Source organism: Paenibacillus sp. Leaf72 (assembly GCF_001422685.1).
Classification (GTDB): Bacteria; Bacillota; Bacilli; order Paenibacillales; family Paenibacillaceae; genus Pristimantibacillus.
In genome coordinates this window covers 37,518-63,547 of the sequence record NZ_LMLV01000006.1, presented here as the reverse complement: position 1 = coordinate 63,547, position 26,030 = coordinate 37,518, and the positions used below count along the sequence as shown (strand labels likewise).

The window sequence follows — 26,030 nt, the reverse complement described above, 5'->3', positions numbered from 1 at the left end:
CAGGAGCTATTGCAACAGCAGCTGGGCAGTTTGCTCTGGATGAGAAATCGGAAAATGATGCCCATAAGGAAGGCTGCTCAGCTTCAAATGGCGGTAACGATCAGGCAGTTCATAATTCCGCTCCTTCTCTCCCCATAAAATATGCACCTTCTTCTCATCCCACTGCTCCGGCGATAGCTGAAAGCTTTGCGGGCGTGTCAGTTCGCGCAATAGCTCGGCAAGTGTTTTTCTTACCCGCGGTGAGCGCAGCTCCTCCTGCACATAACGGATATATTCAGCTGGAATTTGTGCCTCTGATTCGAAGCAGCTTTGCTTGATCAGCGACTTCACCAGCGCAGCCTCACTCATGCGTGAGAGCGCCATTTCTGTAAGCCAGCGCTGTTTATACATGGACGGTGCCGGATGAAAAACGGGCTGCAGCAGTCCGAGCGCTTGAATTCGCTCCGGCAGGCGCTCCATGACTTTGGCAGCGAGGAGCGCTCCGTAAGAATGCCCGATTAAGGTAACGGGAGTATCCATTGCTTCGATGGATTCTATAAAACTCTCCACGTGGCCGTCAATTACATGGGAGTTGTGGTGATAAGGGCTTCTGCCCAACCCGGGGAGGTCAGGGAGCCATACGTTGGCATTCTGAAAATGATTAGCCAGAGGAATCAGGCAATCCGCTCCGCTAAAGGTGCCAGGTATGAAAATAATCGGATTTCCGCTGTTATTGTTATTGTGCAGTGCAGTCATATTGCCTAACTTGCTCTGCTTGTAGCCTTTATGTGCCGTCACTGAATGCGAGAGGCGAAAATCGAGGTCAGTGATCGTATGGCGCAGAGCGGACGGCGTTACCCTGTAGTCCAGCGCATATTTTTGTTGGATATGTCGGGCTGAATCGAGCGAATAAGAATCGTCTACGACAAAGCTCAGCGATTCTTGGGGAATGCCTAGCTTGCTGCCCAGCGGGCTTCCAAGCACCTTGGATAAGAAGCTAAGAGGCAGAGAACCAATGGGTTTTGCTACGCGAAGCTCCTCTGCCATCGTTGTAATAAGCTGCCTCATATTAGGGTTGTCTTCCTTTGCTTGCAGCAAATAATACGTTTGGCTGATGGGCTGCTCTTCTTGGGCAAGTGCGGCGATAAAGGCTGCGGCGTGATCGAGATGGAACAGGGGCAGCCAATATTTCTCGCCTCCCGGCACAAGCGCCATCAACTTTCGGCGTGCAGCATCAACTAACAGACCTAGACCGCCGAGCTGCTCCGTCTCTCCTGTTGCGGAATCGCCAATGACGACGCCGGGGTGAACGACGGACAGGGGATAGCCTTGCTTTGTACTTTGCTCCCGCATGTGCAGGTCTGCAAGGAACTTGGCTTGTTCGTAAGGCGGCTCATGGTTGAGAGACGCAATAGCCTGCTCTTTTTGCGATAGATCCTCATTGCGAAAGGGGCTTTTAAAGCCGACCAAATGGATAAAATGGCGCAGCGTCGTCTCCGCATGAATAAGTGAGGCTATATCAGCCATATGCTGCGAGGCTTGTAAAAACACTTGTTTTGCCTGCTCGTCGCTCAGTCTGATATCCATAGGGCCTCCCGCATGAATAATGACTTCTGCTGTTTTCACTCGTGCCAAATCCTCTTCATTCAAACCTAATAAAGGCTGCGTCAAATCACCGCATACCGGTTTGATGTACTCGTTATGCTGCTGAAGGTCCAGCTTGTCCAAAAGCTGCTCATATCTGCTTAAAGAACGAACGAGAACGGTTATGTGCTGCTTGGTTTGTGCAAGTGTCTGTATCAATCGTTGTCCAATAAATCCTGTACCGCCCGTAACAAATAAATGTGCCATGTGCTTGCTCCTTTTGTATCGATCATTTTATTAGTTAAGAGGTAATTATCTTCTCAAGAAATAGTACTATTTAGTACTAAAATGTTCAAAAAAATTACTTTAGCAAGGCTGCTAAAGCATGAAACGCATGTTGAACGGTATTTGGATTCTGGCTGGCATGCTGCAAAAATAAAGCTCCCTCAATCGTAGACAGCATGAGCGCGGCGGTTGGTTCAACGGGCAAATCGGACTTGAGCTCTTGGCGTGCTATCCCTTCATGCAGCAATTGCTCAATAAAGGAAAGCTGGCTTTGGAAAAAATGGCGAAACTGCTCGCGGAATGGTCCGTTCTCCAGCGGCGCCTGCGTATAGAGGGTCAGAAATGGGCAGCCGCCAAGGCAGCGTACATCCTGCTCGGTCAATAGCTGGACTAATTTATCCAGACGCGTAAGTACAGGGATGTCAGTCTGCCTGCCAATGTGCTGGAATAAGCTTTCATATTGGCTGATCATCCGTTCAATAATGGCGGACAGCAGCTCTTCTTTGCTTTTAAAATAATAATAGATATTCGTTTTGGACACTTTGCTGGCAGCAACGATGTCATCCATGCTCGTAACCAAATAACCTTTGCTCAAAAATAACTGTTGGGCCGTGTGCAAGGCAATCTCGCGGTTGGATTGTTTTGTTTTCATACTAGTACTGTATAGCACTAAAATTATTTTGTCAATGCTTGCACATGCGCAGACTGCTTCAATAGAACCTATCACATTATCATAAAATGAATGCCAGTTACCCTTATAAAATCTCTTGTTAAATATATACATATGAGATAATATAATACAATAATGACTGCATTGTTGTTAACTGGAGGGATTCGATATGATGCTATCTATTAGAAGGATGACTATTTTTTCGCTTTCTGCCATTATCGCACTCGTAACATTTATTTCTCCCGTAGGGGCCGCTGAGGCTGCTATCCAGGCAATTGCTTTCCCTGAGGTGCCTGCTTCCTTCCAGAAATCGAAGCTCCCTAACATTCTGGTTATTGGTACAGGAGGCACGATTGCTGGACAATCGACGGATGAGACAAGCTTTCAAACGTACCGTGCGGGTACGCTTTTAATTAAAGATATGGTGAAGAGCCTGCCGAATCTGGATAAGATGGCAGACGTTGAGACTGTGCAGTTTGGCAACAAAGACTCATCAGCTTATCTGATGGACGACTTGGCAAGCCTGTCGATGACAGTGGATGCAGCGTTGAAGAAATACGACGGTGTAGTCGTTACGACAGGTACAGATACGATGGAGGAAATCGGTTATTTTCTTGATCTTACGGTTCGCAGCTCGAAGCCGGTTGTTATTACGGGCTCTATGCGCCCGTGGACAGTGATCGGAAGCGATGCTCCGGCGAACTTGTTCAATGCGATTAAGCTGGCAGCAAGCGGCAAGACGAAGAAATTCGGCACCGTGCTCATGCTGAATGATGAAATTCATGCTGTGCGCGAAGTGACGAAAGCAAATGCAATGCGTCTCGACACATTCGAGTCGCCAGGATTTGGCCCGCTGGGCTACATTGATGAATCGATTATTCAAATTTACCGCGTGCCGACAAGAGCGCTGAAAACCGATGCAGAGTGGGCAACGCCGTTTGATCTGTCCAAGCTGCCGAAGGCCGGCTTCTCGAAGGTTGAAATTGCTTATTCGTATCAAGGTGCTGGCGGCGAGGCGATCAAAGGCTTCGTAGACGGCGGGGCGAAAGGGATTGTTACAGCGGGTACGGGAGCTGGCGGCATTTCCGCTGCAATGAGGGAAGAACGTACGAAGGCGATTGAGAAGGGTGTTGTTTTCGTAACGACGACAAGAACCGGATCGGGCAATATTTATGGCGGCGGCGATGGGATTTTGGCAGGGGATAACTTGAATGCAGCTCATGCTCGTATTCTGCTTATGCTGACTCTGACTTACACAAGCGATTTCCCAACTATGCAAAAATGGTTCACTACTTACGGTGCGCTGGAAGTGCCGGAAGATACTACGGTGAAAGCTGCTGCATAATACAAAGCATTTTAGATGAAAAACATATGGTTCCTTGTACACATCGGGAACGACAAGCTGTCTAGGGTTCCGTTGAAAGGCTGCAAGCGTGCTTGCGCCTTATCAAGTCTGGTCCAAGAGACGGCGTACGGCGGGCGTGCACCCATTGAGAGATGACAGCAACCGCTGTGTAACACGGAAGGATAAAAGCCTGGGAGATCACAATCTCCCGGGCTTTTGTTTTTTTTAGAAATATAAGGAGCGGGACAAGGCGATCTCGCGGTTGGATTGTTTTAGCAGAAGACCTCACACCGTCATTAAATTTATGTTAGTTATTCTTACACATATAGGTATAAAGTCACTTGTTTGATTTAAATATGTGAGATAATATAACGCAATAGAGATTACATTATAGTTAAGTGGAGGGAACCAAGATGATGCTGTCTATTAAAAGGATGACTGTTTTTTCGCTTTCTGCCATTATCGCACTCGTAACATTTATTTCTCCCGTAGGAGCCGCTGAGGCTGCTATTCAGGCAATTGCTTTCCCTGAGGTGCCTGCTTCCTTCCAAAAATCGAAGCTCCCTAACATTTTGGTTATTGGTACAGGCGGCACGATTGCTGGACAATCGACGGATGAGACAAGCTTTCAAACGTACCGTGCAGGTACGCTTTTAATTAAAGATATGGTGAAGAGCCTGCCGAATCTGGATAAGATGGCAGACGTTGAGACTGTACAATTTGGCAACAAAGGCTCATCGGCTTATCTGATGGATGATCTGGCAAGCCTATCGATGACAGTAGATGCAGCGTTGAAGAAATACGACGGTGTAGTCGTTACGACGGGTACGGATACGATGGAGGAGATCGGTTATTTCCTCGATCTTACGGTTCGCAGCTCGAAGCCGGTTGTTATTACAGGCTCTATGCGTCCATGGACAGTAATCGGAAGCGATGCTCCGGCGAACTTGTTCAATGCGATCAAGCTGGCGGCGAGCGGCAAGACGAAGAAATTCGGCACCGTGCTCATGCTGAATGATGAGATTCATGCTGTGCGTGAAGTGACGAAAACAAACGCGCTGCGTCTTGACACATTTGAGTCGCCAGGATTTGGCCCACTGGGCTACATTGATGAATCGATTATTCAAATTTACCGTGTGCCGACAAGAGCGCTGAAAACCGATGCAGAGTGGGCAACGCCGTTTGATCTGTCCAAGCTGCCGAAGGCCGGCTTCTCGAAGGTTGAAATTGCGTATTCGTATCAAGGAGCTGGCGGCGAGGCGATCAAAGGCTTCGTAGACGGCGGAGCAAAAGGGATTGTTACAGCGGGTACAGGAGCTGGCGGCATTTCCGCTGCAATGAGAGAAGAGCGTACGAAGGCGATTGAGAAGGGTGTTGTTTTCGTAACGACGACAAGAACCGGATCGGGCAATGTTTATGGCGGCAGCGATGGGATTTTGGCAGGGGATAACTTGAATGCAGCTCATGCTCGTATTCTGCTTATGCTGACTCTGACTTACACAAGCGATTTCCCGACTATGCAAAAATGGTTCACTACTTACGGTGCGTTGGAAGTGCCGGAAGATACTACGGTGAAAGCTGCTGCATAATACAAAGCATTTTAGATAAAAACGACGTAAATTAACATGACATGAGTATTGACAGAGTGTTGGATGCCCTACTATAATACAGATAAATGTTGTACACATCGGGAACGACAAGCTGTCTAGGGTTCCGTTGAAAGGCTGCAAGCGTGCTTGCGCCTTATCAAGTCTGGTCCAAGAGACGGCGTACGGCGAGCGTGCACCCATTGAGAGATGGCGGCAACCGCTGTATAACACGGAAGGATAAAAGCCTGGGAGATCACAATCTCCTAGGCTTTTGTTTTTTTAGAAATGTAAAAATGTATGAGTTACATACTTATACATTTTTATATTTCACCCTCGAAATGGCAGCTTTGCTGCCAGAGGACGGTGACAGCTGTTTACGCTTAGCCCAATCTCCCGTTATTCAGGGGCTGGAGCTATAAAGACAAGGGGTGGGACAATGAGACGGTCGTGGAAGGTTTGGCTCTTAGGGTTGCTTGTCGTGTCGGTGTTTGTTGTGTCGGGTTGCAGCAGTTCAGAAGGCAAAGCGGAGGAAGGAGGGGGAGGGGAGCCGATTACGATTGCCCTAAGCCCGTGGCCGGGCTGGTATATGTGGTATGTAGCAGAGGAAAAAGGTTTTTTTGAAAAGCATGGCGTTAACGTCAAGCTGGAGTTTTTCCCGGTATACAGCGACTCGCTGCAAGCTTTGGCAACGGGGAGAGTCGATGCGAACAGCCAGACGCTGAGCGATACGCTTGCTCCTTTTTCAAAAGGAATTCCGCTTAAAGCGGTTCTGGTAAATGACAATTCTTTTGGCGGCGATGCTATTGTCAGCAAACCGGAAATTCAGTCGATTCAGGATTTGAAGGGAAAAACGGTTGCGACGGAGCTTGGAACTGTCGATCATTTGCTGCTGCTGACTGCCTTGGCGCAAAATGGCATGAAGGAAGAAGATGTGAACTACGTCAATATGACGGTAAATGATGCGGGACCCGCTTTTATTTCGGGAAAGTCAGATGCTTCTGTGCTGTGGGAGCCGTTTCAGACGATTGCGGTGAAGGAGGGCAAGGGGAAGGTGTTGTTCTCTTCTAAAGATACGCCGGGGCTTATTCCGGATCTGCTTGTGTTCCGTGAAGAGGTCGTGCAGAAGCGTTCCGCTGAAGTGCAGAAGGTGGTGGATGCTTGGTTCGATGCGCTTGCGTATTATGAAGCCAATCAGGAAGAAGTGCTGAAGCTGCTCGCTGCTAAGGCGGAAACGACCCCGGAGGATCTCAAGCTGGGATTTGACGGCATCAAGCTGTTCTCTCAAGCGGATAATGTCCATGCCTTTGAGAAGCGTGATGAATATACCTCGCTTGAGTATACGGCGGGGCAGACGGCGAATTTCTTGCGCGGACTTGATATGGTCGGTGACATAGATGACGTGAGCGGACTATTCGACTCGCAATTCGTCAAAAATACAACAGCAGGGAAGTGATGGCGATGAAAGCAGTTCGGCGGCGGAAGCCGCATCGGATACAGATTTTTAAAGATATCGGCCCCCGGGCGTTTGCGCTTACAGCTAGCTGCTCTTTTCTGCTCCTTCTGCTGCTCTGGTCGCTGCTGAGCTATACGGAGGCAGTGAACCCTGTATTTTTGCCGAAGCCGCATGTCGTTCTGACTACCTTTATAGAGCTGCTCGGCAGCTCTGATTATTGGAATCATATTGGCGTTAGCTTATTTCGCGTAATGTCGGGCTTCCTGTTGGCATGTGTATTGGGCATTCCCATCGGGATATTGGCTGGAACGTTCAAGTTCGGCGAAGCGCTGGTGGAGCCGCCGATGGAATTTATTCGCTATATGCCGGCGGTCGCTTTCATTCCGCTTATTATGGTATGGGCAGGGATTGGGGAGTGGGCCAAGGTGCTGCTTATTTTCATCGGCTGCTTCTTCCAGCTGGTGCTGATGGTAGCTGACAATACGCGCAGGGTGTCGCAAGATTTGCTGCAAGCCTCCTTTACGCTTGGAGCAGGTCGTTGGAAGGCGATTGAGACGGTGCTGATACCGGCGATCCAACCGCAGCTCATGCACACGATGCGGCTTATTCTCGGCTGGGCATGGACGTATCTGGTTGTGGCGGAGTTGGTTGCGGTTAACAGCGGGCTGGGATATGCGATTATGAAGGCGCAGCGATTTTTGAATACGGAGGAAATTTTTGTTGGTATTTTCGTCATTGGATTGCTGGGCTTGATTAGCGACCGCATTTTTGCCTTTTTGAACCGCAGATTATTTCCTTGGGTATAGCGTTCGAGGACTGAGGTTCCGCTATTTTGGCTTTTGATCTGATTTTGGGCCGTAAGCGGACAGGGAATCCGTTATCACCTATATAATCCTGTCAAAATGGTGATGGGGAGTGCGTTAGCTGCTCCTGAGTCCGCTGTCTGGCCGTAACCCTTGATTTTGTTAAAATAGCGGCTGTTGTGTCCGCCAAGTCTACCTTGGTGAAGGGTGTGAACTCCTGAAATGAAGAACGCGAAGCATTCGATCGGGATCGGGATGTTAAAAAAGAATATCAGTACCTGCTATGCGAGGCTTGCAGTCCAATAGGGAGATTTCCCTGAGGATTGTGGGCCTTTTTTAAATTATAGGATAGTATATGATTTTTCCAGCCTTTCTCTATATTTCTGCGCGAAACGACAGCTTTGCCGCCAGAGGACGGCTTCAGCTGTTTGCGCTTGCTTGCATATAAATGTAAAAAGTGATATCATAAATATATCAAATTAATACTAAGGGGTGTTCTGACAGATGAAGGAGTACAAAGCTTGGCATGTGAATGGATTTTTAGCATTGCTCATTGGCATATTGTCACTTGTTGGGGGAGTTATTCTTATTGTGTTTGGCGCATCGGACTCACAGCCGGACTTTCTTTTGATTATTGCAGGTGCTTTGCTGATTCTTGTTTTTATTATCGCCGCTTCCTCGCTGACGATTGTGCAGCCTAATGAAGCGAAGGTCATCACCTTTTTCGGAAAATATATCGGTACGGTAAGGAATGCGGGGCTGTGGATGACGCTTCCGCTGACGAACAAGCAGAAGGTGTCGCTTAAAGTGCGCAACTTTAACAGCCATACGCTGAAAGTCAATGATGCTGACGGCAATCCGATTGAAATTGGAGCGGTTGTTGTATTTAAAGTGACGGATACATCCCGTGCCAGCTTCGATGTCGACAATTATGAGCGTTTCGTGGAAATCCAAAGCGAGACGGCTGTTCGCCACACGGCGGCGCAGCACCCATATGATACGCATACGGATGAGAATGCGATGTCGCTCAGAGGCAATTCGGAGGAAGTGGCTGAAGAGCTGCTCAAGGAGCTGCAAAGCAGGCTTGCTGTTGCGGGAGTTGAAGTGATTGAGACGCGGCTGACGCATCTGGCCTATGCGCCGGAAATTGCTAGCGCGATGCTGCAAAGGCAGCAGGCGACAGCGATTGTGGCGGCTCGCCAGAAAATCGTTGAAGGCGCAGTTGGTATGGTAGATGCGGCGTTGAAGCAATTGGAGGATAGTGGAATTGAGCTGGACGTGGAGCGGCGTGCGGCGATGGTCAACAATCTGATGGTGGCGATCGTATCGGATCGTTCTGCTACTCCGGTCATTAATACCGGGTCTTTGTACACGTAAGGAGCTGTCGATAATGGGAAAAGAAAAGAAAGCTTTTCCGCTCCGACTGAATCCTGACATTCACCGCGCTCTGGAGCAATGGGCTAATGAGGAATTTCGCAGCGTTAATGGACATATTGAGTTTCTGCTGCGCGAGGCGCTTAGCCGCTCTGGCAGGCTGCCAAAGCCAAAACCAGCCGAGCCTCCGGAAATTGCTGGTGAGCCTAAGGAATAGAGAGAAGCAGATAGAGAGCCTGATTATGGGCAAGAGCAAAGCCAAACAGCAGCTGCCGTCTAAGGACGATAAGCTGCTGTTTGGCTTTGTTTGAGGTGGGGGATTCACTGGGTCAGCGGTCATTAAACGAGCGCGGCTGCCTTGTAACTTTTTTATGGAAGGAAGCGTCGTTTACTTTAAAGCTATTAGTATGTATGTTGCAGGCATGAGGGTTAATGGTATAGCAGATGGGGGGATGAAAATGAACAAAAAGCGGCAGAGTTCATCTCTGGTGCTTGTTATTGTGATGGCATTTGTATTTGTCTCGGGAGCAGCGGCTGTTTATTTCTTGAAGGGCAATCATAAGGAGGTTCCTGCCGGTACAGATGCGGCTGATTCGGTTCGCTTGGAAACGGAGAAGGTTGGACCTGAGGTGCTCGTGGTCGAAGGGGCTAACGGCGAGAAGGTGGAATTGGCTATTGGCGATATCCCGCTCTATAAGGAATATTTAGGCTTGCAAGCTCATGCTGCTGATATTGAAAAAGAAGTCAAACGGACTCAATTGGAAATGCTCGATATCGCTGATCAAGAACGTTTTATTTTGCTGAAGTACAATTGTGGCAATAAGCAATGCTCGACTATTTTGGTGAAGGAAAGTAATTCCGGGCTTGTGAGCGTTGGCTTGGCGGACGGCATTTTTCAAGATTATAAGCTTTCTCCAGAGAAAAATAGGCTGTTATTGAGATTTGGCTACAATGAGGGCGGGCAGATTGTCCGGAATGTGTTGTTTGCTGTTGATTTGGTGCAGATGAAGGTTGTTCCATATGAGAGGGCGGAACTGGGCGAGGTGTATATGTACACGCCAACTTGGCCGATTCCTGACTACGAATGGGTAGATAATAATCAATTTTGGATGGCTTCGGCTGATCTGCAATCATCTAAAACGGGGTTTGAAGAAGTTCGAAATTGGCTCGCTTCAAGTGAACGAAAAATCAAGAAGATTACTATTTCGCTAAACCGAGAGGAGCAATTAGACGCATACTCAATGCCGTAGAAGGGTGAGTTGTTTATATAGCGTTATATTTAATGTTACATTATCTAACATAATCGTTGACAAATGATATTCAACGGTCATATAATCTATTTAGTGTTAGGTTATATGACAATTGAATATGGGTTTCCGTTGCAAAATAAACTGGAAACAAACCGCTGTCTAGGGTTCCGTTAGCTGCATATGGGGATTGCCTCCTCTGATGAATGCTAAGCCTGGTCCGAGAGACGGCATACAGTCGAATATAAGTGCTGCTGGCGCGAATCGCTGTATAACACGGAAGGATAAAAGCCTGGGAGATCAATTTCCCAGGCTTTTTTTATTTATATTCACGGGGAGGCGGAGTGGAAATGAGTAAAGGGTGGAGCAAGACAATTGAAGCTGGAGGCAAGTGGTCAGGTGTTATTGGACGGGGGAGGCTCATCCGTTTGACTGCCCTTGAAGGTGGGGCTAATGTGTCTGCCATGCTGTTCAGTGCCGCAGATCTGAATGAACGCTACAATATGCCGGATACCCTTAAGGCGCAGCATACCTCACATCTGACCAAAGGGAATGTGTTGATGAGCGACAACGGACGCGCAATGGTCAGCATTGTAGAAGATGAGCTTGGCTGGCATGATCCGCTTGGCGGCTACACAAGCCGCGAGCTGACGGATGAGCGCTATGGTGCGACGACTTATCAGGAGCTTCGAAACGGCTGGCTGCGAAGCGGGCAGGAAAATTTGGCGGTGGAGCTCGTGCGAAGCGGCATGGGTGTCAGAGATTTAATGCCGGTCGTCAATTGGTTTTCCAAAATCAGCTGCGACGAGCAGGGTGATATGCATTATGCGGAGCATCATTGCCAGGCGGGCAGCGCTGTAACGCTTAGGACGGAAATGGATGTGCTGCTAGTGTTATCGAATACGCCTAATCCGCTCGATGCAAGAAGGGGTTATCCATCGGTTCCTGTGCTGATTGAAGTATTGGCTGCGGAAGCGGTAGACCGGGAGCATGATTACTGTGTGAATTATCGTGCGGAAAATCGCCGTGCGTTTGAAAATACGTGGGAATACGATGCTTTACGAGGAGGCGAATAATAATGGCCGCATTTAATCTGATAGAAAGCCCGCGCAAGGTAGCGGAGGCTGTATACAGTAAAACGATTTTGGCGGGTGATGGCTGGATGCATGATCTGCTGCCTGGCCAAGTGCTCAGAATTGTCGATCTGGAAGGCAATCAGGCGGCGGACACGCTTTTTTACGACGCTGATCAGCCGGAAGATCACTATAGTGCCATCGCGACGATTGCGGGGCAAGCGAACGTATATTTAACGGCGGGGTCGGTGCTGCGGGCGGAATCGGGCAAGCCGCTCGTGACGATCATTGCCGATACATGCGGACGCCACGATACGATTGGCGGCTCCTGCTCTGCCCAGAGCAACACGGTGAGATATGCCCATGAAAAGCTGCATATGCACAACTGCCGCGATACGTTCATGCTCCAGCTGTCGAAGCGGGAGGCGGGTTATACAAAGCGCGATTTGGCGCCGAACGTAAATTTTTTCATGAATGTGCCGGTGACCGCTGAAGGAGGCTTGCAGTTTGCGGACGGCGTATCCGCGCCTGGCTATTACGTAGAGATGCAATCGCACGGCAGGACAACGGTGCTCATCAGCAACTGTCCGCAGCTTAACAATCCTTGCAATGCCTATAACCCAACACCTGTACAGGTGCTGATCTGGAACGAATAAATAAATGCGGGGAGAGGTCGCTATGTTTACAAAGGTACTGATTGCTAATCGTGGCGCAATTGCCGTGAGAATCGAGCGCACGCTGCGCAAGCTGGGCATTCAATCTGTTGCTGTCTACACGCAGGCAGATCAAGACAGCAGGCATGTCGATAACGCCGACGAAGCGGTATGGATTGGGGATGGTCCCGCCAAAGAGAGCTACTTGAATGCGGAGCTCATTCTTCAGACGGCGATCGCAACAGGTGCGGAGGCGATTCATCCGGGCTATGGATTTTTGAGTGAAAATGCAGACTTTGCCCGTGCTTGCGCCGAGCGCGGCATCGTATTCATCGGCCCGACTCCGGAGCAAATGGAGCAGTTTGGGCTGAAGCATTCCGCTCGTGAGCTGGCGTCAAGGGCGGGTGTTCCGATGCTGCCGGGAACCGAGCTGATTGACAGTGTGGAAGAAGCGGTGCTGCGTGCGGAGCAAATCGGATACCCGGTTATTTTGAAAAGCACGGCAGGCGGCGGCGGTATCGGTATGCGGGTGTGTGACGATGAGCAGGCGCTGCTTGCTGCTTATGAGGGGGTTCGTCATCTGGCGGAGACGAATTTCAAGAACGGCGGCATGTTTTTGGAAAAATACATCGCCAAAGCGCGCCATGTCGAGGTGCAGATTTTCGGCAACAGCTATGGCGAGGTTGTTGCGCTCGGTGAGAGGGATTGCTCCGTGCAGCGGCGCAATCAGAAGGTGCTGGAGGAAAGCCCGGCGCCCCATTTGCCGGATAGTGTCCGCGCGGCCATGATGGAGTCGGCAACGAGGCTCGCTGCCGAAGTGGGCTACCGCAGTGCGGGGACGGTGGAGTATTTATATGACCCGGAAACGGCCGCTTTTTATTTTCTGGAAGTGAACACGCGGCTGCAGGTAGAGCATGGTGTTACGGAAGAAGTGCTTGGCCTCGATCTCGTGGAATGGATGGTGCGGGAAGCGGCGGGCGAGCTGCGCGATTTGCATACGCTCGTGAAGAAGCCGCAGGGACATAGCATTCAGGCGCGGATTTACGCCGAGGATTGCCTGCAGGGCTTTCGCCCGAGTGCGGGGCAACTGGATCAAGCGAGATTTTCGGAGCAGGCGCGCAATGAAACATGGGTGAGAGATGGCATGACCATTACGACGCTGTATGACCCGATGCTGGCGAAAATTATCGTGCACGGCACGGATCGCGACGATGCTTTGCGCAAATTGGGCGAGGCGCTGGCCCAGACGCGGATGTACGGACTGACGACGAATTTGCAATATGTGCAGGCGCTGCTTGAGGATGCAGCTTGCAAGGAGGGGCTAGTTTATACGCGGATGCTGGAAGGCTTTGCGCCAGTGGAACAAGCCATTGAGGTGCTGGATGGCGGCGTGCAGACGACGGTGCAGGATTGGCCCGGAAGAGTCGGGCATTGGGATGTCGGTGTGCCGCCATGCGGACCAATGGACCCTTACTCCTTCCGTCTCGGCAACAAGCTGCTCGGCAATTCGGATCAGGTAGCGGGCCTGGAGCTGACATTGCGCGGAGGTTCTTATCGATTCCGCGCTGCTATGCGGTTTTGCCTGACGGGTGCTGATATGCAGGCGAAGCTGGACGGTGAGCTTGTTCCGCTGTATGCGCCTATTCTAGCGAAGGCGGGTCAGGTACTCAGCTTCGGCGAGGCGGCGGCGGGGCTTCGGACGTATTTGCAAATTGCAGGCGGACTGGATATGCCGCTTATTCTGGGCAGTGCTGCAACGTTTACGCTGGGCGGCTTTGGCGGTCATGGCGGCCGGGCGCTGCGAGCTGGGGATGTGCTGAGAGTGCACGGCGCTGGCAGCATGCTATCACATGAAATGGCGTTCTCTGAACATTGCTCGGAGCTGTCGCGAGACTATTTATCCGCACCGTTAGCGGTGGAGTTTGCTCCTGTGTACCGTCCGGCCATTACAGGGCAATGGACAATCGGCGTTATACCGGGACCGCATTGTACAGAGGAATTTTTGCGGCCGGAATATTTGCAGCAGTTAACCGAAACGCAGTGGGAGGTTCACTTTAACAGCTCCCGCACAGGCGTGCGTTTAATCGGCCCAGCGCCGCTTTGGACTAGAGAGGATGGCGGAGAGGCGGGGCTGCATCCTTCTAATATTCACGACAATGCCTATGCTGTGGGAACGCTTGATTTGACGGGCGATATGCCGATCCTGCTGGGGCCAGATGGCCCGAGCCTCGGCGGTTTTGTATGTCCGGTTACGACGGCTTCGGCCGAATTTTGGAAGCTGGGGCAGCTGCATCCCGGCGACAAGGTCTATTTTCAGCTATTGACGCTTGAAGAGGCTGATGTGCTGCGCGAGGCACAGGAAGCTAATCTGCGGGCGCTTGGCGAAGGCGACATGGCGTCACTTCAAGAGCTGAAGCTTCCTGAGCTTAGGGGGCAGCTGCTTTCGCCGTCCTATCCGCTGCTCGTCAGCGAGGAGGAGGGGCGGCGTTTTCCCATCGCTATTCGGTGCAGTGGGGATGAGAATTTGCTCGTGGAATATGGCGAGCTGAAGCTGGACATTTTGCTCCGTTTTCAGGTGCATGTGCTGATGGAGGCCATACGGGCGGATGCTTCGCTTCCGGTGCTTGATCTTACGCCGGGCATTCGCTCGCTGCAGGTGCATATCGATCGCACTCGCATCACGGCCCGCGATGCTTGCCGCCGCTTGCTGGAGCTGGATAGCCTGCTGCCGCCGCTTGAGACCATTGAAGTTCCATCGCGAATTGTGCGGCTTCCGCTATCATGGGACGATCCGTCCACGCAGCTGGCGATAGACCGCTATCAGCAAACGGTGCGTCCGGATGCTCCATGGTGCCCGAGCAATATAGAGTTCATTCGCCGGATCAATGGCTTGGAGGATAGGCAGGATGTGCGGCAAATCGTTTTCGATGCCAGTTATCTGGTGCTAGGTTTGGGCGATGTGTACTTGGGTGCGCCAGTTGCTACGCCCATTGATCCGCGGCATCGTCTGGTGACGACCAAATATAATCCGGCGCGGACGTGGACGCCTGAAAATGCAGTTGGAATTGGCGGAGCCTACATGTGCGTCTATGGCATGGAAGGGCCGGGCGGCTATCAATTTGTTGGGCGCACGATTCAAATGTGGAATAAGCTGCAGGCGACGAAGAGCTTTACGGCGGGCAAGCCGTGGCTGCTGCGGTTTTTTGACCAAATTCAGTTTTATCCGGTTGCTGCGGATGAGCTGCTGAAGATGCGTGAGGACTTCCCGCGTGGGCGCTTTGATGTCGAAATTAAGGAGACGACCTTTCAACTGAATGACTATTTGCTATTTCTTGCTTCTATTGAAGAGGATGCGGCGTCGTTCCGCGACACCCAGCAGGCGGCGTTCAAGGCAGAGCGCGAGAGCTGGAAGGCGCTTGGGCTTGCGGAATATGTGTCTGAGCAGGATGGTGCGGCTCAAGGCGAAGAAAAGGAGCTTCCTGCGGGAGCGGAGGCTATACGCTGCAATATGCCGGGAAGCGTCTGGAAAGTGCTCGTAGGTCCGGGTGATCAGGTGAAAAAGGGCGATACGCTTATCATTGTCGAAAGCATGAAAATGGAGTTTTCCCAGCAGGCATCCTGTGACGGGGTCGTTGCTTCGATCTATGTCAAGCCTGGTGATGAGGTTCATACTGGCCAGCTTGTTGCTGGCATTATGCAAATCCAGAAAGAGGTGTCGCTCGTATGACGGCTGTTACTTTTCCTGAAGTGCTTACGATGCAGTGGCTGCGTGAAAAATATGCCGCCAAGCAGCTTGCTCCTGAGGCGGTTATTGAAGAAATCATCCGCCGTTCCGAGCGGGATGCCGCAATGAACATCTGGATTACACCGCCTGCGCTTGCGCGGCTGCGCCCTTATTTGGAGCGGCTCGCGCTGCTTGATCCGGCAAAAACGCCGCTCTGGGGCATTCCTTTCGCGATCAAGGACAATATCGACGTTGCTGGCTGGCCGACAACGGCAGCTTGTGCGGAATTTGCCTATACGCCAGAAGAAAACGCCACTGTAGTGGAGCGTTTAGTTCGGGCGGGAGCCATTCCGCTGGGCAAAACCAATCTCGACCAATTCGCCACCGGCTTGGTCGGCATGAGAAGCCCTTACGGCGAGGCGCATAATGCTTTGCGCCCCGAGCTGATCAGCGGCGGCTCGAGCTCCGGCTCGGCTGTCGCTGTTGCCCGCGGCCAAGCGGTGTTCTCGCTTGGCACAGACACCGCCGGCTCCGGCCGCGTGCCGGCGGCGCTGAACGGGCTTGTCGGCTATAAGCCGACCCTTGGCGCGTGGCCGACCAAGGGCGTCGTGCCTGCCTGCGCCAGCTTGGACTGTGTGACGGTATTCGCCCCCAGTATAGATGATGCGCTCGCCGTCGATAGCTCCGCTCGCGGCCTCGATCCCGCTGATCCATGGTCAAGGGAGGTTGCGCGCTCTGCGAGCGGCCTGCCGTCCAAGCTGTATTTGCCGCTAGAGCGTCCGGCCTTTTATGGACCGTTTGCGGACGATTACGCTCAGGCATGGGATGCCTCCGTTCGACAGCTGCAACAGCTGGGGATTGCCATAGAAAATGTGGATTGCAGCTTGTTCGCAGAAGCGGCAGCTGAGCTATATGAAGGACCCTGGGTCGCAGAACGCTGGGCTGATCTGGGCAGTTTTATCGAAAGCCATCCCGGAATTGCGGTGCCTGCAACGGAGCAGGTGCTTCGTTCGGGAGCTGCCGAGCGCCATACGGCAGCTTCCGTATTTGCTTCCATGCATCGCTTGCAAGCCTTCAAGCTGGCGGCAAAGAGTCTGCTCGATGATGCGGTGCTGGTTATGCCTACCTGTGGCGGAACGTGGACGCGTGAGCAGGTGCGCGAGCAGCCTATTCAGACGAATACGGCAATGGGCGCTTTTACGAACCACTGCAATTTGCTCGATCTAAGTGCGGTAGCTCTTCCTTCGGGGGAGGCAGCGGAGCGGCTGCCTTTTGGCATCACGCTGTTCGCATTAGCGGATCAAGAGCATCTGCTTGAAGGCTTGGGAAGGCTGTATGCCAACCAGACAATGGAGTCTGGGCAGTCGGGCTGGACGGAGTGCAGTCAAAATAGCGCAGTTGCAGCAGTGCCATCCGAAACCGTCGACGCCGATCAGACGACGCTAGTGGCTGTATGCGGTCTCCATATGCGCGGATTCGCATTAGAGCGGCAAATGCACGCTTTCGGAGCGAGCTTTGTCAGGGAAGCGAGCACGGCGGCTAAATATGAGCTGATTAAGCTTTCTACGACGCCGGCAAAGCCTGGCATGATTAAGCTGGATCGAGGTGGCGTATCGGTCGCGCTGGAGCTTTGGCGAATGCCGCTGGCGCGTTTCGGCGAGTTCGCGGCTCTTATACCGGCGCCACTGGGCATAGGAAAAGTGGAGCTGGAGCATGGAGAAGAGGTGCCGGGCTTTATTTGTGAAGGCTATGCTCTTGAAGGGGCAGAGCGAATTTCGGCTTATGGCGGCTGGCGAAAATATGAGCAGGCTACAAGTATAATGTAAATAAACCTAACATATAAATTGACAAATAGTAAAAATTTGCGGTATTCTAATTAAAATTGTTAGATTACCTGACAAATCGGGCGGCAGTTAGTCAAATCCGATGCCGGTTTGCTTGCTGGAACGCAAGCAGGCTAGGCAGCGCAAATTGAACGCTTATGGAGGCGATCACGTTTGAATATGGCGACGGTAACAGCGAAAGCGAAAGAGAAAGAGCAGCCGAAGGAGAATGTATTGGCGCAACACGCGCCAGCTGCCGTAGCGGCTGCTGGTAGCGGAACGATCGAAATCCGCGATCTCCATAAGGTATACCAAACGAAAAAAAGCAGCTTTGAAGCGCTGCGTGATATTCAGCTCACTATTGGCTCCAATGAGTTTTTGACGATACTGGGCCCGTCTGGCTGCGGCAAATCTACGCTGCTTCGCATGGTCGCCGGACTTGATGAGCCTTCGAGCGGCATGCTTGCTTTGGATGGCGAAGAGATTGTCGGGCCCGGTGCAGAACGGGGCATGGTCTTTCAAGGCTACACGCTGTTTCCGTGGCTGACGGTGCGTGAAAACATCGAATATGGTCTCAAGCTGCAAGGGGTACCCACGCTTGCGCGCCGGGCGATCTCCAATTATTGGCTCAAAATCATCCGCCTTGAGTCGTTCGACAAGTCATATCCGAAGCAGCTTTCAGGGGGAATGAAGCAGCGTGTGGCCATTGCCAGGGCGCTTGCCAATCGCCCGAAGGTGCTGCTGATGGATGAGCCATTTGGCGCGCTGGATGCCCAGACCAAGCTGGAGATGCAGGAGATGCTGCTGGATGTGTGGCAAAAGGAGAAAACCACCGTGCTTTTCATTACGCACGATATTGATGAAGCCATCTTTCTGTCGCAGCGCATTGTCGTAATGGGGGCTGGCCCTGGGCGGATTTTAAAGCAATTTAAAGTGAACTTGCCTGCGGAGCGTTCGCCAGAAGTGCGTGAGCACCAATCATTTTTAGCTTTAAAGCGCGAGCTTGCCGATCTGCTGAAGCATGATTGAGTGATTTTAAAGGAGGAGTTAATAATGGAGAAACTGACTAGGGCTGTGCTGGAAGAGGAACAGAAAGATCAGCGGAATTTTCCTACTGCCGAGGTTCTCAAGGCTCGTCCCAAACTGCTTGCGGCTATGGCTTTGCTTGCTACCGTCATGTTATTCAGGCATCCTGCCGCTCTTAATGGAGCAGCGGGATGTTTTTCTTTTCGGGGAGAAGAAGGGCGAAAAGAGGAGGCCTGCGGAGGGCAAGAACGAAAAGCTTAACCGGATCAGGGTTAAATCAAAATGGTGGAGCTGCTGGCCAAGAGCTGGATGAAGCGACAAATATTTAAAAATTTCGTGAATATTCGCCCGCTGGAACTAGGAAATTAGTCCGGGAACGAGCTGCCTGCCGCCTTTCAGGAGTGCTGAAAGGCGGTGTTAATGAAGGGGATGTAAAGGGTAAAATGATTTGAAGGGTTGCTGTTCAAGGTGCGTGCATAAGAAATTGGGAGCGGATGAATACTATGGTCAGATTCACAGCAAACGAGTTGCCTGGCTTGATCAAGTAAAGAACGGTCATTCGAATGGCGGCCTTCGTCATGCATCGAAAAACGACTGCTTCAGCATTCGAGGCTTCCCGCCTGTTAGCCGTGTTTTTTAAAATATAAGACTTTATAAGTTCCTTGCTTATAACCCGCTTATATTTCAGCGCGAAACGAGCCTTTGCCGCTGCATTTCGGCGATAGCCGTTTACGCTATTAGACAGGTAGTTCGTACCCAGTAGACTTAAAATCCTCTAGGAAAGTGGGGCAACATGAAATGAAAGCAACTGGAATTGTACGCCGCATTGATGATCTTGGGCGTGTAGTTATTCCGAAGGAAATTCGCCGGACACTACGCATTCGGGAAGGTGACCCGCTTGAAATATTTGTGGATCGCGATGGGGAGGTTATTCTCAAGAAGTACTCTCCTATTGGCGAACTCGGGGATTTTGCCAAAGAATACGCAGAATCGCTGTTCGAGAGCACGAATCACGTGGCGCTCATCTCTGACCGGGATACGATTATTGCGGTAGCCGGAGCCTCTAAGAAAGACCTGTTAGACAAGCAGGTTGGGCCGATACTGGAGAGCTGCATGGAGAACCGCAAGGCTGTAGCCGAAACGACTCCTGGCGCTTATGAGATGATTAAAGATATAAGTGACACTTTTTCAGCCTTCGTTATAGCACCTATTATTGCAGGCGGAGATCCGATCGGTACCGTGGTGCTGCTGAGTAAGGATGAAGCTGTGAAAATGTCGATTATGGAGCAAAAAATGGCTGAGACCGCTGCTGGTTTTTTAGCGAAGCAAATGGAGCAGTAGGACAGGCTGTCCCTACAAACGAACAGTCCCGGTGCACACAGCAGGTTAGCTGTTTAAGCACCGGGCTTTTGCGTGTTTATAGCGGCATCATCTTGAACGGCGAGCTCGCCTGCATAAAGCAGCTTGAAATATTTGTAGCCCAATACACAAAAAGCAATTAAAAAAACGAGTTGTTTAATCAGTATAGGCACGGGAATGAAGTCAGCAACGATCCAAACATCCAACAGGACGGTAAACACGATGATTTGGGTCATCATTTTTGTTCGCAGTTCTGTCCTAATCCACTTTTTCACATGTAAAAGAGCGATTCCGCCGCACAGCATCAATATGAGCCAAATAAAAAAAATGTCTTTATTGAGCGAGTAGCCGAATAAGGAGCCATAAAGCAGTGATGAGGCAATGCTGGAGAATTTATGCAATTTTTGCTCGTTGGCATTTAAATTATTATAGGTCCTTTTCATTTAGTTACCATGTGCCTTGCGAGTAATTTGGGAAAAATCCATCCCAGTTTAAGCCGATATAAACGCCATTTTTTTTATTAACCTTGGCTTGGATGATTAAATAACACAGATTAGTCAGTGTGCCGATTCCGATGATTGCCGATGTTGTTATTAAAATTAAGGATTTCTTCAAATTAATTCTCCGCCTTTCTGGTTATAGAGGGTTTATCGAACGGCATCGAACCCTTCGACTAGATAATACCTCAATTTTCCATAAAAGGGAATTGATTAAAATGTGCTTGTCCGCTTTTTTGTAGTAGCAGCGTCTTCTTTAGTATACTAATGGGACAAGCCAATTGTAGGAGAGTGGGAGAATAATGAGTGAACCGCATATTACGGTTGTTGGCCTCGGTTCTGGCGACGCCGATCAAATGACGCTTGGCGTATGGCGCAGACTCCAGCAGGCAGCGCGCGTCTATGTCAGGACGGAGCAGCATCCGGCGATATCGCTGCTCAAGGAGCATGAGCTAGCGTATACCTCGTTTGATTCCGTGTACGAGCAGCATGATACGTTTCCGGAGGTATATGAGGCGATAGCGGCCACGCTGCTGCTGGAGGCTCAATCGCTGCAAGGGGCGCTCGTATACGCCGTACCAGGGCATCCGATGGTCGCAGAGCGCACGGTGCAGCTGCTTCGCGAGCGCTGTGCAGCTGCGGGCGTGCAGCTCGACATTATCGGCGGCGAGAGCTTCTTGGATCAAGCGTTTATCCGGCTCGGCATAGATCCAATTGAGGGTTTTGCACTGCTGGATGCCGCAGAGCTTCAGCCCGCCATGCTTCAACCGCGCGTACATACGATTATTGGGCAAATTTACGATGCGTTTACCGCATCCGACGTGAAGCTGGCTTTAATGGAGCGTTATCCCGACGACTTCGAGGTTGTCATCGGGCATGCACTCGGTGTTGCCGGCGAGGAGCAGATTATTCGCGTGCCGCTCTATGAGCTTGATCGTACACAAGGCTTTGGCAATCTATCGCTGCTGTATGTGCCGCGTACGACGGAGGACGCGGTGCTGAACCGCTCTTTTGATCGGCTTCATGAGATTGTGGCCATTTTGCGCAGCCCTGAAGGCTGTCCATGGGATCGGGAGCAGACGCACTCGTCTATCCGCAAAAACTTTATCGAAGAGCTTTACGAGGCGCTTGAAGCGATAGATAATGATGATCCGGACGGAATGCGCGAGGAGTTCGGCGATGTGATTTTGCAGGTGATGCTGCATAGCCAGATGGAGGAGGAGACGGGCGCGTTTACCGTCTATGATGTCATTGAGACGCTGAACGAGAAGCTGCTGTTCCGTCATCCGCATGTATTTGGCGCAAGCAGCGCTGCGGATGCCGATGAGGCGCTTGGCAATTGGGAGCAGATGAAGGCTGAAGAGAAGGAGCGCAATGGCACAGCTGCCAGCCGGCAGTCGCAGCTAGACGGCATTCCGCAGGACCTTCCGGCGCTGATGAAGGCATACAAGCTTCAGAAGAAAGCGGCGAAGGTCGGCTTTGACTGGGATGATCTTGGGCCTGTGCTCGATAAAATCCAGGAGGAGCTCTCCGAGCTTCGTGAAGCGATTGCCTCGAAGGACGAGCTGGAGCAGGCGGGCGAGCTAGGCGATTTGCTGTTCGCCGTCGTCAATGCAGCGAGATTCATCCATGCGGATCCAGAGGAAGCTTTGACGATGACAAACCGGAAATTCAAGTCTCGTTTTGCTTATATTGAAGAGCAGCTTCGTATAAACAACAAAACATTTGACCAGACTGATTTAACAGAAATGGACCGCTGGTGGGAAGAAGCAAAGCGACAGTAAGGGACGCGGTTCGCTAATAGCAGCAAAGATTCCGCACTTTTCGTGAAAAAAATTTGCGGTCAGCGGCAGGAATTCATGTCGGCAAGCAGAATAAGTTAACTTCGTAAGTGTAACAGTTTCAAACTTTCACGAACGTAGGCCGCACTGCGCGGCTATACCATTAGCTAAGCTTATTATTAGGAGGATTTTAGAATGAACAAAACAGATTTGATTAACAACATTGCAACAAAAAGCGGTTTGACTAAACGTGATGTAGAGGCTGTTCTTAACGGCTTTCTTGGAGAAGTAACAGATGCTCTTGCTGGTGGAGACAAAGTACAATTGATCGGCTTCGGTACTTTCGAAACGCGCACACGCTCCAGCCGTGTTGGCCGCAACCCACAAACAGGCAAAGAGATTAACATTCCAGAATCGAAAGTTCCTGCATTTAAAGCAGGCAACAAGCTGAAAGAAGCTATCCAGTAATTCATGCGTCTGGATAAGTTTCTCAAGGTATCCCGCCTGATCAAGCGGCGTACAGTCGCTAAAGATGTGTCCGAGCAGGGACGCGTCTGGATCAACGGCCGCGAAGCGAAAGCGAGCAGCGCCGTAAAGGTTGGGGATGAGCTTGCTATCCAATACGGGCAGAAGACGGTAACCGTTCGAATTGAGCGAATTGCCGAAACGACCCGCAAGGATGAAGCCGGTGAGCTCTACACGGTGCTGAAGGAAGAACAGCGTCCGCGTGACAATGATCTTGAATGGCAATAAAGATAAAGGGTTGCTCGCGCATGGTAATTATGTGCAGAGCGGCCCTTTTTTTATAAATTTGCGTATATAACCATGGACGGAGCAAATCAAGGAGGGAAAGTGGAGCATGACGAAAATTGGTTGGATTAGACATGGGGTTACGCAATGGAACGTCGAGGGGAGAGCGCAGGGCTCTACGGATATTCCGTTGAATGAGGAAGGCTTGCAGCAAGCGGAGGTATTGGCGGAGCGGCTCAGCAAGGAGGAATGGCATCATATTTACTCCAGTGATCTGCAGCGGGCGCTTGTGACGGCTGAGGCGGTGGCAAAGCGTCTGGGCGGCGGCATGGCGGTCAAGCAGGACGAACGGCTGCGGGAAATGGGAGGCGGCCTGCTGGAGGGCACCACGGAGGCAGAGCGCATCGAGAAGTGGGGAGCCGATTGGCGGGAAATGGACTGGCAGGGTGAAAGCCATGAATCCGTTGTTGGTCGTGGCAGCGAGGTGCTGAGGGAGATTGCCCTTAACCATCCGGGTGAAAATGTACTCATCGTCAGCCATGGTGCGCTCATCGGCCGCTGCTTGAAGGAGCTTGTGCCGGATGCCTATAAGAACGAGCCGCTTCAAAATACGTCCATCTCGACGATTTATGCGAATGCCGCAGGCGGCTGGACATGCGAGAAGTTTAATTGTGCGCTGCATTTGAGCGGCGTGGTTAATGAAGCAGCGGCGAAATGATATTTTTTCTGAAAAAGCTGCTGTTGTTCGGCTACTTGCAGGCACTGAACTGCCTGTTTCCGGTTACAATCTTCGGGGCTATGGCTCTTACGCATTACGTCCATGTGCCGGGTATCGCCCGTTATGATCTTATTTTGCTTATCTGCTTGGCCATGCAGGTTGTTATGGTAGCTACGAAGCTGGAGACGTGGGATGAGCTGAAGGTTATTTGCCTGTTTCACATTATCGGCCTGGCGCTTGAGGTGTATAAGGTGAAAATGGGCTCTTGGACGTATCCGGGCGAAGGCTGGTCGAGAGTATTCGATGTTCCGCTGTACAGCGGCTTCATGTATGCGAGCGTAGCAAGCTATATTTGTCAGTCCTGGCGCAGGCTCCATCTGGAGATGGTGGGCTGGCCCAAAATGGCGTATGCGGTAGCGATCAGCGCAGCGATATATTTGAACTTTTTTACCCATCATTATTTGTGGGATTTCAGATGGGTGCTGATGGCGGGGCTGATTATCGTATTCTGGCGTACCAGCGTCCACTTCAAGCTTGGGGAAGCTGTATATAAGATGCCGCTTACGCTGGCTTTTGTTCTAACCGGATTTTTTATTTGGATTGCGGAAAATATTATGACTTTTTTCGGGGCATGGGCCTATCCGGATCAGGAAAAGCAATGGACGCTCGTTCATGTGAGCAAAATCAGCTCATGGCTGCTGCTCGTCGTGATCAGCATCATTATTGTAGCCCAGCTGAAACGGGTAAAAAGCGCCCGCTGAGCGCAATAGAAGCTTTCTTTTAATAGATAGGAAGGCAAGGCATTCTGCTGTTTCAAAATCATAGAATAGGGTATATATCGGTAGCTGCTCTATTTTCATGAGCCCTTTCATAGATTCCATAGGTTTGTCCCTCTGGACAGGTTCTAAAGTTCGTCCCACTCCCATAAGCTTTAGCATAAGCTACGCTTTTGAAGTGGAGGGACGGGTCAATGGTGGAACAGAATAAAGGACAGAAGCGTCAGGAAGTGAAGATGCTCAATCGAAAGCTTCTGGAGATTACCGGCGTATTAAACGTGGAGAGCTTTGACAGCGAGGAGTTTTTGCTGGAAACCGATCTGGGCTTCCTGACGATTAAAGGGCAGAACCTGCATATTAAGCATCTCAGCCTGGAGCAAGGCTTTGTCGCTATAGAGGGGCTCGTTCATTCACTCGCCTATCTGGACGGCAATGCCCCAAGCAAATCCAAAAGCATATTTGGTAAATTATTTAAGTGACACTGACGATGCAGTGGTACACGCTCGCGATGATGCTTCTGTCAGGAATCGGCATGGGAGTCGCTTTTGACGGCTATCGTGTGGTGTCGAATGAGCTGCGGTTTCCACGGTGGTGGCTGCCGGTTCTGGACATTATTTACTGGCTGGTGGCGTCGATTATCGTGTTTCGTGTGCTGTACGCAAGCAACAATGGCGAGGTGCGGGCGTACGTTTTCCTAGGGCTGGCAATAGGTGTGACCAGCTATTACTTTCTATTTAGCAAGCCAGTCATCAAACTGGTACAGGGCATCATTCGCGCCATCCGCGCACTCATCAGAGGAATTGTCAAAACGGTGGAATTTGTCATTATTAAGCCGATCCTTCTGATATACAAATTAGGTATTGTAGCACTGGGATTTGGGACTGCTTTCACTATTTTTGTTCTAAAAATTATGTTAAAATTGACTCGTCCATTATGGCTATTGCTATGGTGGGTATTAGGTCCTATCATACGACCGTTGAACCGCCTAATTATCAAGTACGCCGATAAGCTTAAGCTTACAGAGCGCTTTAAGGCAGCGGTTGCACGCGTAGTTGCGCTTTGGCGGAAGTTATTCTAAGTTTTCATGGCATGGAGCAGATCGAGTGATGGATGCATCTGGTTCAATTTCTTAAGGGGGTACAAGCAATTGGCGACAGCAGCAGCAAACAAGTTAACCGTTAATCCAGGCTCCAAGCGTCGGATCAAGATGTGGATGATGTTTATTGTCCTCTTCATGGGCTGGGCGGCTTATACCTTCTTTGGACAAATCCAGCAGCAAAACGCTACCGAACTGCGGCTTGCAGCTGTAATGAAACAGAAGGAAGAAGCTACAAATCAGGCGCAGCAGCTGCAACAGGAAATTGAGCGGCTTAACGATCCGGAATATATTGCCCAGCTGGCAACCAAAGGTCAAGGCATGGTTAAAGAGGGCGAACAACAGATACAGGTGGTTAAATAGACGCACAAACGGGTGAACGTCTGTTGACCTTCCTTCTTCCGTTCGGTTATAATCACGTTAAT

Annotated in this window: 26 protein-coding genes and 3 riboswitches; of the genes, 22 read left to right on the top strand and 4 right to left on the bottom strand. The window is 50.8% G+C overall.

Annotation, left to right across the window (positions count from 1 at the left end; genetic code table 11):
* Positions 1-6: 6 nt before the first annotated feature.
* Together ASF12_RS12590 and ASF12_RS12585 are read right to left on the bottom strand one after the other, a co-directional pair.
* A complete protein-coding gene (locus tag ASF12_RS12590; protein ID WP_056034864.1) occupies positions 7-1,830 on the bottom strand; it encodes an alpha/beta fold hydrolase in 1,824 nt (607 codons plus the stop codon).
* Between the two features lie 94 nt (positions 1,831-1,924).
* Complete coding sequence (locus ASF12_RS12585; RefSeq protein WP_056034861.1) at positions 1,925-2,500, bottom strand: TetR/AcrR family transcriptional regulator; 576 nt, start codon at positions 2,498-2,500, stop codon at positions 1,925-1,927.
* 187 nt (positions 2,501-2,687) lie between these two features.
* Here ASF12_RS12585 and ASF12_RS12580 point away from each other — a divergent pair, with 187 nt between their 5' ends.
* The 14 genes from ASF12_RS12580 (at position 2,688) to spoVT (ending at position 19,969) form a co-directional block, all read left to right on the top strand.
* On the top strand, positions 2,688-3,863 hold the full coding sequence (locus ASF12_RS12580) for an asparaginase (RefSeq protein ID WP_056034858.1): 1,176 nt from the start codon (positions 2,688-2,690) through the stop codon (positions 3,861-3,863).
* Positions 3,864-3,913: 50 nt separating this feature from the next.
* Positions 3,914-4,062: riboswitch (guanidine-I (ykkC/yxkD leader) on the top strand.
* A 214-nt stretch (positions 4,063-4,276) separates the two neighbouring features.
* The gene (locus tag ASF12_RS12575; RefSeq protein WP_056034855.1) at positions 4,277-5,452 is read left to right on the top strand and encodes an asparaginase; all 1,176 of its coding nucleotides are present in this window, start codon (positions 4,277-4,279) and stop codon (positions 5,450-5,452) included.
* A 105-nt stretch (positions 5,453-5,557) separates the two neighbouring features.
* Positions 5,558-5,706: riboswitch (guanidine-I (ykkC/yxkD leader) on the top strand.
* 182 nt (positions 5,707-5,888) lie between these two features.
* Positions 5,889-6,905, top strand: a complete 1,017-nt coding sequence (locus ASF12_RS12570) for an ABC transporter substrate-binding protein (RefSeq protein WP_056034852.1) — start codon at positions 5,889-5,891, stop codon at positions 6,903-6,905.
* Positions 6,906-6,910: 5 nt separating this feature from the next.
* The gene (locus ASF12_RS12565; protein ID WP_056034985.1) at positions 6,911-7,711 is read left to right on the top strand and encodes an ABC transporter permease; all 801 of its coding nucleotides are present in this window, start codon (positions 6,911-6,913) and stop codon (positions 7,709-7,711) included.
* 501 nt (positions 7,712-8,212) lie between these two features.
* Positions 8,213-9,085: an SPFH domain-containing protein gene (locus ASF12_RS12560; protein WP_056034850.1), complete on the top strand. Its 873-nt coding sequence runs from the start codon at positions 8,213-8,215 to the stop codon at positions 9,083-9,085.
* A gap of 13 nt (positions 9,086-9,098) precedes the next feature.
* Entirely contained in the window at positions 9,099-9,299 is a 201-nt protein-coding gene (locus tag ASF12_RS12555; protein WP_056034846.1) for a hypothetical protein, read from the top strand.
* Positions 9,300-9,540: 241 nt separating this feature from the next.
* A complete protein-coding gene (locus tag ASF12_RS12550) occupies positions 9,541-10,332 on the top strand; it encodes a hypothetical protein (protein ID WP_056034844.1) in 792 nt (263 codons plus the stop codon).
* Positions 10,333-10,480: 148 nt separating this feature from the next.
* Positions 10,481-10,630: riboswitch (guanidine-I (ykkC/yxkD leader) on the top strand.
* A gap of 49 nt (positions 10,631-10,679) precedes the next feature.
* Positions 10,680-11,405, top strand: coding sequence for an urea amidolyase associated protein UAAP1 (locus ASF12_RS12545; RefSeq protein WP_056034840.1), 726 nt, complete (start codon positions 10,680-10,682; stop codon positions 11,403-11,405).
* Positions 11,406-11,407: 2 nt separating this feature from the next.
* Positions 11,408-12,058 (top strand): urea amidolyase associated protein UAAP2, encoded by a 651-nt coding sequence (locus tag ASF12_RS12540; protein ID WP_056034837.1) that lies wholly within the window; start codon positions 11,408-11,410, stop codon positions 12,056-12,058.
* A gap of 22 nt (positions 12,059-12,080) precedes the next feature.
* Positions 12,081-15,782 carry an urea carboxylase gene (uca, locus tag ASF12_RS12535; RefSeq protein WP_056034835.1) on the top strand — a complete coding sequence of 1,234 codons (3,702 nt, stop codon included), beginning with the start codon at positions 12,081-12,083 and terminating at the stop codon, positions 15,780-15,782.
* On the top strand, positions 15,779-17,605 hold the full coding sequence (gene atzF, locus ASF12_RS12530; protein WP_056034831.1) for an allophanate hydrolase: 1,827 nt from the start codon (positions 15,779-15,781) through the stop codon (positions 17,603-17,605). The genes uca and atzF overlap by 4 nt, the downstream gene beginning before the upstream one ends.
* Positions 17,606-17,782: 177 nt before the next feature.
* Entirely contained in the window at positions 17,783-18,631 is an 849-nt protein-coding gene (locus ASF12_RS12525) for an ABC transporter ATP-binding protein (RefSeq protein WP_081418788.1), read from the top strand.
* Positions 18,632-18,655: 24 nt separating this feature from the next.
* Entirely contained in the window at positions 18,656-18,889 is a 234-nt protein-coding gene (locus ASF12_RS12520) for a hypothetical protein (RefSeq protein WP_056034830.1), read from the top strand.
* Between the two features lie 537 nt (positions 18,890-19,426).
* Positions 19,427-19,969 carry a stage V sporulation protein T gene (gene spoVT / locus ASF12_RS12515; RefSeq protein WP_046234419.1) on the top strand — a complete coding sequence of 181 codons (543 nt, stop codon included), beginning with the start codon at positions 19,427-19,429 and terminating at the stop codon, positions 19,967-19,969.
* Positions 19,970-20,022: 53 nt separating this feature from the next.
* Here the strand turns inward: spoVT and ASF12_RS12510 are convergent, their stop codons facing one another.
* Both ASF12_RS12510 and ASF12_RS34475 read right to left on the bottom strand, forming a co-directional pair.
* Positions 20,023-20,430: a hypothetical protein gene (locus ASF12_RS12510; RefSeq protein WP_056034827.1), complete on the bottom strand. Its 408-nt coding sequence runs from the start codon at positions 20,428-20,430 to the stop codon at positions 20,023-20,025.
* Positions 20,431-20,434: 4 nt separating this feature from the next.
* A complete protein-coding gene (locus ASF12_RS34475) occupies positions 20,435-20,602 on the bottom strand; it encodes a hypothetical protein (RefSeq protein ID WP_155973131.1) in 168 nt (55 codons plus the stop codon).
* Positions 20,603-20,786: 184 nt separating this feature from the next.
* Between ASF12_RS34475 and mazG the strand changes: the two genes are divergently transcribed.
* The 8 genes from mazG (at position 20,787) to ASF12_RS12470 (ending at position 25,968) form a co-directional block, all read left to right on the top strand.
* Positions 20,787-22,268 carry a nucleoside triphosphate pyrophosphohydrolase gene (gene mazG / locus ASF12_RS12505; protein WP_056034825.1) on the top strand — a complete coding sequence of 494 codons (1,482 nt, stop codon included), beginning with the start codon at positions 20,787-20,789 and terminating at the stop codon, positions 22,266-22,268.
* A 192-nt stretch (positions 22,269-22,460) separates the two neighbouring features.
* Entirely contained in the window at positions 22,461-22,733 is a 273-nt protein-coding gene (locus tag ASF12_RS12500) for an HU family DNA-binding protein (protein ID WP_046234423.1), read from the top strand.
* A gap of 3 nt (positions 22,734-22,736) precedes the next feature.
* Positions 22,737-23,018, top strand: a complete 282-nt coding sequence (locus ASF12_RS12495) for an RNA-binding S4 domain-containing protein (RefSeq protein ID WP_046234424.1) — start codon at positions 22,737-22,739, stop codon at positions 23,016-23,018.
* A 106-nt stretch (positions 23,019-23,124) separates the two neighbouring features.
* Positions 23,125-23,733, top strand: a complete 609-nt coding sequence (locus tag ASF12_RS12490) for a histidine phosphatase family protein (protein ID WP_056034823.1) — start codon at positions 23,125-23,127, stop codon at positions 23,731-23,733.
* Positions 23,733-24,494 (top strand): DUF817 domain-containing protein, encoded by a 762-nt coding sequence (locus tag ASF12_RS12485; protein WP_081418787.1) that lies wholly within the window; start codon positions 23,733-23,735, stop codon positions 24,492-24,494. The genes ASF12_RS12490 and ASF12_RS12485 overlap by 1 nt, the downstream gene beginning before the upstream one ends.
* A 209-nt stretch (positions 24,495-24,703) precedes the next feature.
* Positions 24,704-24,988, top strand: coding sequence for a sporulation protein YabP (gene yabP, locus ASF12_RS12480; protein ID WP_056034818.1), 285 nt, complete (start codon positions 24,704-24,706; stop codon positions 24,986-24,988).
* Complete coding sequence (gene yabQ / locus ASF12_RS12475; protein WP_063892552.1) at positions 24,985-25,587, top strand: spore cortex biosynthesis protein YabQ; 603 nt, start codon at positions 24,985-24,987, stop codon at positions 25,585-25,587. Before yabP ends, yabQ begins: the two co-directional genes overlap by 4 nt.
* A 69-nt stretch (positions 25,588-25,656) precedes the next feature.
* A complete protein-coding gene (locus ASF12_RS12470) occupies positions 25,657-25,968 on the top strand; it encodes an FtsB family cell division protein (RefSeq protein ID WP_056034815.1) in 312 nt (103 codons plus the stop codon).
* The last annotated feature ends 62 nt before the right edge of the window (positions 25,969-26,030 follow it).

Coding starts and splice junctions, on each gene's coding strand:
- ASF12_RS12570 (WP_056034852.1), top strand. CDS start 5,889: ATGAGACGGTCGTGGAAGGTTTGGCTCTTAGGGTTGCTTGTCGTGTCG.
- spoVT (WP_046234419.1), top strand. CDS start 19,427: ATGAAAGCAACTGGAATTGTACGCCGCATTGATGATCTTGGGCGTGTA.
- ASF12_RS12550 (WP_056034844.1), top strand. CDS start 9,541: ATGAACAAAAAGCGGCAGAGTTCATCTCTGGTGCTTGTTATTGTGATG.
- ASF12_RS12525 (WP_081418788.1), top strand. CDS start 17,783: ATGGCGACGGTAACAGCGAAAGCGAAAGAGAAAGAGCAGCCGAAGGAG.
- yabP (WP_056034818.1), top strand. CDS start 24,704: ATGGTGGAACAGAATAAAGGACAGAAGCGTCAGGAAGTGAAGATGCTC.
- ASF12_RS12585 (WP_056034861.1), bottom strand. CDS start 2,500: ATGAAAACAAAACAATCCAACCGCGAGATTGCCTTGCACACGGCCCAA.
- ASF12_RS12495 (WP_046234424.1), top strand. CDS start 22,737: ATGCGTCTGGATAAGTTTCTCAAGGTATCCCGCCTGATCAAGCGGCGT.
- ASF12_RS12540 (WP_056034837.1), top strand. CDS start 11,408: ATGGCCGCATTTAATCTGATAGAAAGCCCGCGCAAGGTAGCGGAGGCT.
- ASF12_RS12555 (WP_056034846.1), top strand. CDS start 9,099: ATGGGAAAAGAAAAGAAAGCTTTTCCGCTCCGACTGAATCCTGACATT.
- ASF12_RS12545 (WP_056034840.1), top strand. CDS start 10,680: ATGAGTAAAGGGTGGAGCAAGACAATTGAAGCTGGAGGCAAGTGGTCA.
- uca (WP_056034835.1), top strand. CDS start 12,081: ATGTTTACAAAGGTACTGATTGCTAATCGTGGCGCAATTGCCGTGAGA.
- ASF12_RS12575 (WP_056034855.1), top strand. CDS start 4,277: ATGATGCTGTCTATTAAAAGGATGACTGTTTTTTCGCTTTCTGCCATT.
- ASF12_RS12520 (WP_056034830.1), top strand. CDS start 18,656: ATGGAGAAACTGACTAGGGCTGTGCTGGAAGAGGAACAGAAAGATCAG.
- ASF12_RS12510 (WP_056034827.1), bottom strand. CDS start 20,430: ATGAAAAGGACCTATAATAATTTAAATGCCAACGAGCAAAAATTGCAT.
- mazG (WP_056034825.1), top strand. CDS start 20,787: ATGAGTGAACCGCATATTACGGTTGTTGGCCTCGGTTCTGGCGACGCC.
- atzF (WP_056034831.1), top strand. CDS start 15,779: ATGACGGCTGTTACTTTTCCTGAAGTGCTTACGATGCAGTGGCTGCGT.
- ASF12_RS12560 (WP_056034850.1), top strand. CDS start 8,213: ATGAAGGAGTACAAAGCTTGGCATGTGAATGGATTTTTAGCATTGCTC.
- ASF12_RS12490 (WP_056034823.1), top strand. CDS start 23,125: ATGACGAAAATTGGTTGGATTAGACATGGGGTTACGCAATGGAACGTC.
- ASF12_RS12565 (WP_056034985.1), top strand. CDS start 6,911: ATGAAAGCAGTTCGGCGGCGGAAGCCGCATCGGATACAGATTTTTAAA.
- ASF12_RS12580 (WP_056034858.1), top strand. CDS start 2,688: ATGATGCTATCTATTAGAAGGATGACTATTTTTTCGCTTTCTGCCATT.
- ASF12_RS12590 (WP_056034864.1), bottom strand. CDS start 1,830: ATGGCACATTTATTTGTTACGGGCGGTACAGGATTTATTGGACAACGA.
- ASF12_RS12500 (WP_046234423.1), top strand. CDS start 22,461: ATGAACAAAACAGATTTGATTAACAACATTGCAACAAAAAGCGGTTTG.